Source organism: Roseicella aerolata, assembly GCF_020523605.1.
GTDB classification, from domain to species: domain Bacteria; phylum Pseudomonadota; class Alphaproteobacteria; order Acetobacterales; family Acetobacteraceae; genus Paracraurococcus; species Paracraurococcus aerolatus.
The window spans coordinates 16462-26802 of sequence record NZ_JAJAQI010000008.1; the positions used below are offsets into that span (position 1 = coordinate 16462).

At 72.8% G+C, this 10341-nt stretch carries 11 protein-coding genes; 7 read left to right on the forward strand and 4 right to left on the reverse strand.

The window, feature by feature from the left end; all coding sequences use genetic code 11:
• Positions 1 to 17 precede the first annotated feature (17 nt).
• Both LHA35_RS06915 and LHA35_RS06920 read right to left on the reverse strand, forming a co-directional pair.
• On the reverse strand, positions 18 to 863 hold the full coding sequence (locus tag LHA35_RS06915; protein ID WP_226606222.1) for an alpha/beta fold hydrolase: 846 nt from the start codon (positions 861 to 863) through the stop codon (positions 18 to 20).
• Positions 863 to 2860, reverse strand: coding sequence for a lytic transglycosylase domain-containing protein (locus tag LHA35_RS06920; RefSeq protein ID WP_226606225.1), 1998 nt, complete (start codon positions 2858 to 2860; stop codon positions 863 to 865). The genes LHA35_RS06915 and LHA35_RS06920 overlap by 1 nt, the downstream gene beginning before the upstream one ends.
• 190 nt (positions 2861 to 3050) lie before the next feature.
• Here LHA35_RS06920 and dapA point away from each other — a divergent pair, with 190 nt between their 5' ends.
• The 6 genes from dapA to LHA35_RS06950 all read left to right on the forward strand — a co-directional run bounded on the left by dapA (position 3051) and on the right by LHA35_RS06950 (position 7467).
• Positions 3051 to 3929, forward strand: a complete 879-nt coding sequence (dapA, locus tag LHA35_RS06925; RefSeq protein WP_226606228.1) for a 4-hydroxy-tetrahydrodipicolinate synthase — start codon at positions 3051 to 3053, stop codon at positions 3927 to 3929.
• A gap of 63 nt (positions 3930 to 3992) precedes the next feature.
• A complete protein-coding gene (smpB, locus tag LHA35_RS06930; protein WP_226606231.1) occupies positions 3993 to 4478 on the forward strand; it encodes an SsrA-binding protein SmpB in 486 nt (161 codons plus the stop codon).
• An 80-nt stretch (positions 4479 to 4558) separates the two neighbouring features.
• Complete coding sequence (locus LHA35_RS06935) at positions 4559 to 5257, forward strand: sulfite oxidase-like oxidoreductase (RefSeq protein WP_226606234.1); 699 nt, start codon at positions 4559 to 4561, stop codon at positions 5255 to 5257.
• A 40-nt stretch (positions 5258 to 5297) separates the two neighbouring features.
• The gene (locus LHA35_RS06940) at positions 5298 to 5804 is read left to right on the forward strand and encodes a glutathione peroxidase (protein WP_456316074.1); all 507 of its coding nucleotides are present in this window, start codon (positions 5298 to 5300) and stop codon (positions 5802 to 5804) included.
• Between the two features lie 55 nt (positions 5805 to 5859).
• A complete protein-coding gene (locus LHA35_RS06945) occupies positions 5860 to 6612 on the forward strand; it encodes a sulfite exporter TauE/SafE family protein (RefSeq protein WP_226606238.1) in 753 nt (250 codons plus the stop codon).
• 72 nt (positions 6613 to 6684) lie between these two features.
• On the forward strand, positions 6685 to 7467 hold the full coding sequence (locus LHA35_RS06950; RefSeq protein WP_226606240.1) for a substrate-binding domain-containing protein: 783 nt from the start codon (positions 6685 to 6687) through the stop codon (positions 7465 to 7467).
• 64 nt (positions 7468 to 7531) lie between these two features.
• Here LHA35_RS06950 and LHA35_RS06955 read toward each other — a convergent pair whose 3' ends face one another.
• Both LHA35_RS06955 and LHA35_RS06960 read right to left on the reverse strand, forming a co-directional pair.
• Entirely contained in the window at positions 7532 to 8137 is a 606-nt protein-coding gene (locus LHA35_RS06955) for a LysE family translocator (protein ID WP_226606244.1), read from the reverse strand.
• A gap of 16 nt (positions 8138 to 8153) precedes the next feature.
• On the reverse strand, positions 8154 to 9233 hold the full coding sequence (locus LHA35_RS06960) for a branched-chain amino acid aminotransferase (RefSeq protein ID WP_226606249.1): 1080 nt from the start codon (positions 9231 to 9233) through the stop codon (positions 8154 to 8156).
• A gap of 562 nt (positions 9234 to 9795) precedes the next feature.
• Between LHA35_RS06960 and LHA35_RS06965 the strand changes: the two genes are divergently transcribed.
• The gene (locus tag LHA35_RS06965) at positions 9796 to 10332 is read left to right on the forward strand and encodes a MarR family winged helix-turn-helix transcriptional regulator (protein WP_226606521.1); all 537 of its coding nucleotides are present in this window, start codon (positions 9796 to 9798) and stop codon (positions 10330 to 10332) included.
• The last annotated feature ends 9 nt before the right edge of the window (positions 10333 to 10341 follow it).

Here is a 10341-nt window from a genome sequence, read left to right on the forward strand (position 1 = left end):
CGTGCGCTGTCCCGGGCTCACGGCATCGCCGCCAGCCAGCGGTCCAGCGCGGCCAGGGCCGGCGGGTCGTTCAGGGTCGGCGCATGGCCGATGCCGGGCAGGGCGCATAGCGCCATGCCGGGGCGCGCCGCCCGCATCGCGCGCACCGTCGCCAGGCCCAGCAGCGCGCTCGCCTCGCCCCAGACCAGCAGCGACGGGACGGGCGGGATGGCGCGGAAGAGCGGCCAGAAATCCGGCGCCGGGTCACCCGGCTTCGGCAGCAGCCCGGCGATGCGGATGTCCCAGCGCGGGTGCCAGCGCCCGTCCGCGCCAGGGGCATAGGTGCGCGCGGCCAGGTCCTCCCAGCCATCCTCGGGGATGCCGAGTGGCGGCAGGCGCGCCTTGAGGAAGGGGATCGCCTCCTCCAGCCTGGCGAAGCCCGGATCGCGGCCGATGAGGTCGCTGATCGGGTCGAGCCCCGCGGAGTCCAGGGCCGGCCCGATATCGTTCAGCGCCAGCCCGGCCAGCGCGCCCGGCCGCAGGGTCCCGAGCACCATGCCGAGGATGCCGCCGAAGCTGGTGCCGAGCAGCGCGACGCGGTGCAGGCCGAGTGCCGCCATGGCGTCCAGCACATCGCCCGCCACCCGTTCCGGCAGGTAACGCCGCGGGTCGGCGGCGCGCGCGCTCTCGCCATGCCCGGCATAGTCCAGCGCCACGATGCGCCGCCGGCCCCGGTAGCGCTCGGCCACCCGCAGGAAGTCGAGGGAGGAGCGGGCGATGCCGGAGAGGCAGAGCAGGGGCGTCGCGCCCTGCGGGCCGTCCCAGTCCAGCGCCGAGAGGCGCAGCCCGTCCCGGGCGCTGAAGGCGCGGCGGCGCGGCGCCATCAGCCCGCCGCCCGCAGCCACTGTGCCATCGGGTGTTCCAGCCCGGCCGCGCGCGGATCGAGCGCGCGGTAGATCGCCATGTTCTCGATCACCCGCTGGACGTAGTTGCGGGTCTCGGCGAAGGGGATCTGCTCCATCCAGTCGAGCATGGCGACGCCGCCGCCGCGAGGGTCGCCATAGGTGCCGAGCCATTCCTCCACCCGGTTCGGCCCGGCATTGTAGCCGGCGATGGCATAGGGCAGCGTCCCGCCGAAGCGGCCGAGGAGCTGGTCGAGATAGGCGGCGCCGAGCCGCATGTTGTGGGCGGTGTCGCTGGTCAGCATCCCCACCTGATGCCTGAGGCCGAGCCGTTTCGCCACTGACGCCGCCGTGGCGGGGAGGAGCTGCATGAGGCCCCGCGCATTGGCCGGGGAGACCGCCTCCGGGTCGAAATTGCTCTCCTGCCGGGTCACGGCATGGATCAGGGTCGGCTCCGGCCCCTCGGGCGGGGCGGGGTAGGGGGTGGGCCAGCCCTCGGCCAGCGCCATCAGCCCGCTGGCGCCGGCGCGGCGCACCACCCAGACGGCATGGTCCGGCCGGCCGATGCGCTGCGCCAGCCGGGCGGCCAGGATCTTCTCCGCCGGCTCGGCCGCCAGGTCCTCCAGCCGCAGCAGGAAGGGGCGGGCGCGGCGGCTCTCGCCGATCTCGGCCAGTGCCAGCACCACCCGCGCCGGCTCCCGCGCGGCGAAGGCCTGTGCCTGCGCGGCGCTCGGCTGCGGCGCCGGGGCGCGGGCGATGCGGGCGGAGAGGGCGGCGCCATCCTCGCCCAGCGTCAGGGCCGCGAGCTGGCCATAGAAGGCGAGGGGGAGATCGGCCGCGACGCGGTAGCGTTCCGCCGCCCGCCCGCCCGCCCCCTGCGCCGCCGCGGCGCGGCCCTGCCAGTAGAGGCTGCGGGCGCGGGTGATGACGCTGCGGCTGTCCTCCCCGAGGCGGGCGAAATGCCGTTCGGCCACCGCCGCGTCGCGCAGGAAGCGCAGCGCGATGAAGCCGGCCAGGAACTCGGCATCCTGCCGCGGCTCGCCCGGGGCGCGGATGCCGTGACCGGCGCAGGCGGCATAGGCGGCGCGCGGATCGCCCAGGCGCAGCAGCTTGCGGGCGAGGATCTGCCGCTCCGCCCAGGCGGCGCGGGCGGTCTCGGGCGGCGGGATGGGCACCATGCGCTCGCCGGCGGCGAAGGCGGCGGCGGCCTCCTGGTCCTGGTCGCGGCGGCGGAGCCAGCGGGCGCGCTCCAGCGTCAGGCCCGGATCGGCGGGGGCGGCGGCGGCCAGGCCGGGGCTGTCGGCTTCCGGCCGGTCGGCGGCATAGGCGAGGCGCGCGGCGGCGGCGCCCTGGCGGGCCTGCTCCAGATAGGGCAGCACCCGGGCCGCGGCGGCGCTCTCGCGCGCCAGGGCCAGCCGGTCGAAGCGCCGGGCATGCTGCTCCGGCGTCAGCAGGGCAGCGTTGCGGGCGAGGTAGGTGGGCTCGGCCACCGGATCGGCCGGCGCCTCCGCCCAGCCGGTGCCGAGCAGGGTGGCTGCCTCCACGCCCCGGCCGGCGCGGAGCAGGGCATCGGCCAGGCGCTGGTAGCCCTCGAGCGTCCGCGGCACGCGGGCGGCGAACCACTGGGCGGCGAGGCCGTCATCGGGGTCGAGGGCCAGCATCTCCTCCACCCGTCGCCCGAGCACCTCCTGCCCCGGCCATTCGGGATGGCCAAGGGCGAAGCCGATGATCTCGGCGGCGCCGGCGGCCTGGCCGCGCTGCTGCAGGCGGAGCCAAGTGACGTATTGGCGGATCAGCGGGTCGGCCGATTGCGCCGCCGCTTCGGCCTCCGCCCAGCGCTGGGCATTGGCCAGGGCGACGGCCTGGCGGCCGGCGGCGCGCATCGCCTCTCCGCCCGCCAGCGCCGGAGGCTGGGCAGGGGCGGCGGCGGGGGCCAGGGCCGGGAGGAGGGACAGGGCGAGCAGGGGACGGCGGCGCATTTTCGCTGGCATGCCGGCTATCTAGGGCAATTCCGGTGCCAGTGTGTGACCGATCCGGCGCCTGCGGCCAGCCCGCCCTTGCCCCTGTGATGCCCGGTGACTAGGTTCACGACCGCAGGGCGCGTCCTGCGCCACATGCCACGCGCCCGGTCGCAACGGGCACAGAACAGCTCCTCCGGAGGAACGCCAGATGTTCAAGGGATCGATGGTCGCGCTGATCACGCCGATGCGCAGCGACGGGTCCTTGGACGACAAGGCCTTCGTCGAGCTGGTGGAGTGGCAGATCGCCGAGGGCACCGAGGGGTTGATCCCGGTCGGGACCACCGGCGAGAGCCCGACCCTGTCGCATGAGGAGCACAAGCGCGTCGTCGAGCTTTGCGTCGAGGCGGCGAAGGGCCGGGTGCCGGTCATCGCCGGCGCGGGCAGCAACAGCACGGCCGAGGCGATCGACTTCGCGCGGCATGCCAGGAAGGCCGGCGCCGATGCCACGCTGGTGGTGACGCCCTATTACAACAAGCCGACGCAGGAAGGGCTGTTCCTGCATTTCACGGCGATCGCCGATGCCGTGGACCTGCCGCTCTTCATCTACAACATCCCCGGCCGCAGCGTGATCGACATGTCGGTCGAGACCATGGCGCGGCTGGCGAAGCACCGGAACATCGTCGGCGTGAAGGACGCGACGGCGAACCTCACCCGCCCGCTGCACACGAAGCGGGCCTGCGGGGAGGAGTTCATCCAGCTCTCGGGCGAGGACCACACCGCGCTGTCCTTCAACGCCGCCGGCGGCCATGGCTGCATCAGCGTGACGGCCAATGTCGCGCCGCGGCTCTGCGCGGAGATGCACAAGGCCTGGCGGCAGGGGCAGCTTTCGGAGGCGATGGCGATCCAGGACCGCCTGGTGCCGCTGCATGACGCGCTGTTCTCCGAGACCTCGCCCGGCCCGGTGAAATACGCCGCCAGCCTGCTGGGCAAGACCAGCGAGCATTGCCGCCTGCCGCTCGCCCCGCTGATGCCCGCGACCAAGCAGAAGGTGCGGGACGCGATGGTGTCGGTGGGCCTCTTGAACTGATGCGGCCCGGTCGCGGAGCGTCGCCTGCGACGCGCAGCGTGAGCCGGGCCGCCGGATAACACCATGGCCGAGAAGAAAAAGAAGACCCTCATCTCGCACGGCATCGCCGCGCAGAACCGCAAGGCGCGGCACGACTACACGATCGGCGAGACGATCGAGGCCGGCCTCGCCCTGGTGGGGCCGGAGGTGAAGTCGCTGCGCGCTGGCCGCGCCACGCTGGCCGAGGCCTGGGCGGGCGAGCGCGATGGCGAGATGTGGCTGTTCAACTGCACCATCCCGGAATGGCAGGCCGGCAGCATGGTGGCGCGATTCGAGCCGCGGCGGCCGCGCAAGCTGCTGCTGCACCGGAGGCAGGTGCGGGAACTGATCGGCAGCATCACCCGCGAAGGCACCACGCTGGTCCCCTTGCAGATCCACTTCAACGACCGTGGCCGGGCCAAGGTGCTGCTCGGCCTTGCCGAGGGACGGAAGAAGCACGACAAGCGCGCGGCGATCGCGGCCCGGGACTGGGCGCGCGACAAGGCGCGGCTGATGCGGGAGAAGGGGTAGCCCCCAATCCCGCCGCCCGCCTCCGGCGGCCCCTTGCATCCGCCGGCGTCGCTGGCACCTAAGGACCGCAGGAGAGCGCCATGGCCGCCGAGGCAGAGAATCCAGACGATGACGTGCCCGTGACCGGCAAGGTCCGGGAGAAGCTGGTCGAGAGCAAGCAGGCCTGGGCCCGCGAGGGCCGGCTGCTGACCGGCAATGCCTATCCCCTTGGGGGCGACCCGGCCCGCGACCGCCTGCCGCCCGGCCAGACACTCGTCAAGGACTGGCCGGTGCTCGATCTCGGCGTGCAGCCGGATGTCTCGCCCGACCGCTGGCGGCTGCGCGTCGAGGGACTGGTGCAGGCGCCGCTCCGCCTGACCCTCGACGAGTTCATGGCCCTGCCGCAGACGGAACTCACCAACGACATCCACTGCGTCACGCAGTGGAGCCGCTACGACAACCGCTGGCAGGGCGTGCGCGCCCGCGACCTGGTGGAGATGGCCCGGCCGAAGGAGGAGGCGCGCTTCGTCTCCTTCACCTCCTATGACGGCTACACCACCAATGTCCCGCTGGAGGATTTCACGCAGGACGAGGTGCTGCTGGTGCATTCCTGGGAGGGCCAGCCCCTGACCCGGCAGCATGGCGGGCCGGTGCGCGTCGTCATCCCGCATCTCTATTTCTGGAAGAGCCCGAAATGGGTCACCCGGATCGAACTGCTGCGGGACGACCGCCCGGGCTTCTGGGAGGTGCGCGGCTACCACAATTACGGCGATCCCTGGCGGGAGGAGCGCTATGGCTGAGGCGGGGCGGCGCGCGGCGCTCATCCTGGGCGGCGTACTGATGGCGGGCGGGGCCATGGCGGCCGGCGGGACGATCTTCGACTTCCGGATGGAGGCGATCGAGGGCGGGCCGCTCGACCTCGGCGCCTTCCGTGGCCGGCCGGTGCTGGTGGTGAACACCGCCAGCTTCTGCGGCTACACCCCGCAATATGCCGGTCTCCAGACGCTGCACGAGACCTATGGCCCGCGCGGCCTGGTCGTACTCGGCGTGCCCTCGCAGGATTTCAACCAGGAGAGCGCCGACAACCGGACGATCAGGGAGTTCTGCGAGGCCAACTACAACGTCGAATTCCCGATGACGACGGTCTCGCGCATCCGCGGCCCGCAGGCCGTGCCGCTCTATGCCTTCCTGGCGGAGCGGGGCGGCGGACCGCCGCGCTGGAATTTCCACAAATACCTGGTGGCGCGGGATGGCCGCACGGTGCGCGGCTTCCCGACCCGGACCGCGCCGGACTCGCGGGAGATGCTCCAGGCGATCGAGGCCGCGCTGGCCGCGCCCGCGTCCTGACGCTTCGCCGCAGCCCGTTTCGTCCGCCCCGCGCGGCGGCTAGTCTTGCGCCCGCATGACGTCCTTCGACCTCGCCGAGGCGGCCTTCATCCTCGGCGCCTTCACCATCGCCGGCTTCGTCAAGGGCGTGGCCGGCTTCGGCCTGCCGACCGTGACCCTCGGCCTGCTCGCGCTGACCCGCCCGCTGCCCGAGGCGATGGCGCTGATGCTGATGCCGACGCTGGCCACCAATATCTGGCAGTCCCTGGTCGGGCCGGCGCTCAGGCCGGTGCTGCGGCGGCTCTGGTCCTTCCTGCTGGCGGCGGTCATCGGGACGCTGGCCGGCGCCGGCATCCTCGCCCGCGCCGATGCGCTGCTGCTCTCCGGCCTGCTCGGGCTGCTGCTGATCGCCTCGGCCGCGCTCGCGCTGGCCGGCCTGCCCCTGCCGCAGCCGGGGGAACGGCGGGAGCGCTGGCTCTCCCCCCTGATCGGGGGCCTGGGCGGCGTCCTCACCGGCATGACCGGCAGCTTCCTGATGCCGCCGGCACCCTATCTGGCAGCGCTGAAGCTGCCGCCGCAGCATTTCGTACAGGGCTTCGGCCTCGGCGCGCTGGTGGCGACACTGACCCTCGCGCTCGGCATGGCGGGGCATGGCCTGCTGCCGCCCGATCTCGGCCTCGCCTCGCTCATCGGCGTGGCGCCGGCCTTCCTCGGGATGGGCATAGGCACGCGGGTGCGGAAGGCGATGCCGGAGGCGCGCTTCCGCAGCATCATCCAGGTGGCGCTCGGGCTGGTCGGGCTCTGGCTGGCCTGGCGCGCCTTCGGCTGATCCGCGGGGGCTTGCCGGCCCACGGGCCGTGGGGCCGAATGGCCGGCAAGCATTGTCCTGGGGACGTGATCCATGCGCCTCATCGCACCGGGCCGCCGCGCCCTGCTGGCCGCGCTCGCGGCCCTGCCGCTGCTCGCCGGCGCCGCGGGCGCGGCCGAGCTCAAGGTCATGAGCTCCGGCGGCTTCACCGCCGCGCTCCGCCTGCTGATCCCGGAATTCGAGAAGGCCACCGGCCACAGCATCCGGCTCGCCCTCGGCGCCTCCATGGGCAATGCGCCCGATGCCATCCCGAACCGCCTGGCGCGGGGCGAGGCGGCGGATGTCGTCATCATCGCCGGGGAGGCGATCGACCGGCTGATCGCCGAGGGGCGGCTGCTGCCGGGCAGCCGCACCGACCTCGTCCTCTCCCGCATCGGGGTCGCCGTGCCAGCCGGCGCGCCGAAGCCGGATATCAGCACGCCCGAGGCGGTGCGGCGCATGCTGCTGGAGGCGAGGTCCATCGCCTATTCCGCCAGCGCGAGCGGGGTCTACTTCGCCACTGAGATGGTCCAGCGTCTCGGCATCGCCGACGAGGTGCTGCCGAAATCCCGCCGCATCCTGAGCGAGCGCGTCGCCGCCGTGGTGGCGCGCGGGGAGGCCGAGATCGGCTTCCAGCAGGTGAGCGAAATTCTCGGCATCCCCGGCGCCGATTATGTCGGGCCGCTGCCGGAGGCGTTGCAGCGCGTCACCGCTTTCTCGGCGGGATACACCGTGAGGCCCGAGCAGCCGGAAGCGGCGCGAGAACTCGTCGCCTTCCTGCGGTCGCCCGCGGCGCATGATGCGATCCGGAGCACGGGGCTGGATCCGGCGCCGTGAGACGCGGGGGACGCTGTCCCCCGCACCCCCTGCCAGGGGCCAGCGACCCCTGGACCGGCCTGAGTCAGCCCGTGACGACCGGGATCAGGCTCAACACCAGCAGCGCGGCCATCACGCGGTTGAACCAGCGCAGCGCCTGCGGGCTGCGCAGCAGCCGCGCCGTCCCGGCGCCGAGCGCCGCCCAGCCGAGCAGGCTGCCGAAGGCCGCGACGGCGAACATCGCCGCCAGCACCAGCGCCTCGCGCCGCAGCCCGCCGGTGCCGCCGGTATAGGTGGCGATAGCCCCCGCCGCGATGATCCAGGCCTTGGGGTTCACCCACTGGAACAGCGCCGCCTGCAGCAAGGTCATCGGTCGCCCGGCCGCCATGCCCGTCGCCGCCGGGGCGGCGGTGGCGATCTGCCAGGCAAGCCAGAGCATCCAGGCCGCGCCCACCCAGCGCAGCACCAGCATCACCTCCGGCACCCCGCGCAGCAGCTCGGCCGCGCCGAAGGCCACCAGAACCAGCATGACGGGGAAGCCGATGGAGACCCCGAGCACCATCGGCAGGCTGCGCCGCAGGCCGAAATTCGCGGCCGTCGCGGCGGCCAGCGCATTGTTCGGCCCCGGCGTCGCCGACATCGCGACCGCGAAGCCGGCCGCCGAGGCGAACCAGGCGGCGCCCTCCGTCACGCGCCGCCCCGGTGCATCAGCCCCGCTCCACCGGTACCAGGCTGGTCCAGCCATGCGGGTCGTTGCTGCGCCCGTACTGGATGCCGGTGATGGTGTCGTAGAGCTTCTGCGTCAGCTCGCCGGTCTGGCCGCCATTGATGGTGATGTCCTCGCCCTTGTAGCCGAGCGTGCCGACCGGCGAGACCACGGCGGCGGTGCCGGTGCCCCACATCTCGCGCAGCGTGCCGTCGCGGCCGGCCTGCATCACCTCGTCGATGGTGATCGGGCGCTCGCTGACCGTGAGGCCCCAGTCGCGCATGAGCTGCAGCGCACTGTTGCGGGTGACGCCGTCCAGGATGGTGCCGGCGAGCGGCGGGGTGATCACCTCGTCGCCGATGCGGACCATGATGTTCATGGTGCCGACCTCATCCAGGTACTTGCGCTGCACGCCGTCCAGGTAGAGCACCTGGGTGTAGCCCGCCGCCTCGGCATCCCGCTGTCCCGCGAGGCTGGCCGCATAGTTGGCTGCCGTCTTGGCCTCGCCGGTGCCGCCCTTCACGGCGCGGACATGGCTGTCGGAGGCCAGGATCCGCACCGGCTTCACGCCTTCCTTGTAGTAGGTGCCGACCGGCGAGAGGATCAGGAAATAGAGGTAGCTGTGCGCGGGATGCACGCCCAGCATCACGTCGGTGGCGATGATGGTCGGGCGGATATAGAGCGCGGTGCCCGGCTTGCGCGGCACCCAGTCATGCTCGAGGCCCACCAGCGCGTCGAAGCTCTGGCGGATGATGTCGACGGGCAGTTCCGGCATGCACATGATCTTCGCGGAGCGATTGAAGCGCTCGGCATGCCGGTCGGCGCGGAACAGGCGGATCCGGCCATCCTCGCTGCGGAAGGCCTTCAGCCCGTCGAAGATCGCCTGGCCGTAATGCAGCACGGAGGTGGCGGGGTCGAGGCTGAGCGGGCCGTAAGGGACGATGCGCGGCGAGTGCCAGCCCTTGCCCTCATTGTACTCCATCAGGAACATGTGGTCGGTCAGCACCTTGCCGAAGGCGAGCGCGTCATCCGCGGGCTTCTGCTTCGGCGTGGTGGTGCGGGTGATCGGGAACTGGCCCATCCTGCGTGTCCTTCTGCGGTTTCGTGCTTGCGGCCCGATGGCGCGCAAGGGGTGGAGCGGCAGGTCATGCCGGCATCGCCCGGATAATCCCCGGGCGCCGCGGCAAGTCCTGCAGGGTTCAGGCGGTCAGGCCGGCCGGCCTGCCTGGCGGGTCATGGCGCGACCAGGGGGCGCGACCAGGGGGCGCGGCCAGGAGAGCGGCCGGCGCGATGCCGCGCGCGGGACGTCCCGGCCGCATGTCTCCGTCAGCCCTGGCCGGCGGGTTCGGCAGCCTGGCTGACGCAACCCGGCCGGCCATGCGACAGGATGCTGGGCCGTACCCCTCGCGGACGGCGTACCTGTCCGGTCCGCCGGATCCAGCCAGCCCGGTCCTCGCAAGGAACCAACGCCATGAGAGCGTTCTCCGCAATATCGTTGCTTGCAGCCGGGCGAAACTAGACCAGGTTGGAAAAATGTGTCAACGTTGCTGACCAAACAGGAGGCCCGAAGGGGCAGCATGCCAGCCATGCCGGACCAGACCGATCCGAAGCCGGCGGACCAGAAGGGCGGGGCCGAGGCGCAGATGGGGGCCCCCGTCGGCGCCGGCCGCAACCTGCTCTTCCTGCGGGAGGAGGAGCTGCGCCTCGCCCAGGACCTGCTCTTCTTCGGCTACCGCGACTTCACCGCCGGTGCCGACCAGATCCTCGCCGAACTCGGGATGGGGCGCGCCCATCACCGCGTGCTGCATTTCGTCGGCCGCCGCCCGGGCATCACGGTGGGGGAGCTGCTCGGCATCCTCGGCATCACCAAGCAGTCGCTCGCCCGCGTGCTCAACCCGCTGGTGGAGCAGGACTATGTCGTGCAGGCGACCGGCCGCAACGACCGCCGCCAGCGCCTGCTTTCGCTCACCCCGAAGGGGGAGGCGCTGGAGCGCCGGCTCTTCGAGCGGCAGCGCGAATGGGTCATGCGCGCCTACCGGGAGGCCGGGCCGGTCGCGGTGGAGGGTTTCCGCCGCGTCATGCGCGGCCTGATGGGGCCGGAAGCGCGGGCGCAGCTCGAGCGGCTGGAGCAGCCCGCCCCGGCGCGGCCCGGCCCTCCCCCTCTCGCCCGGACCGGCTGACGCCGCGCC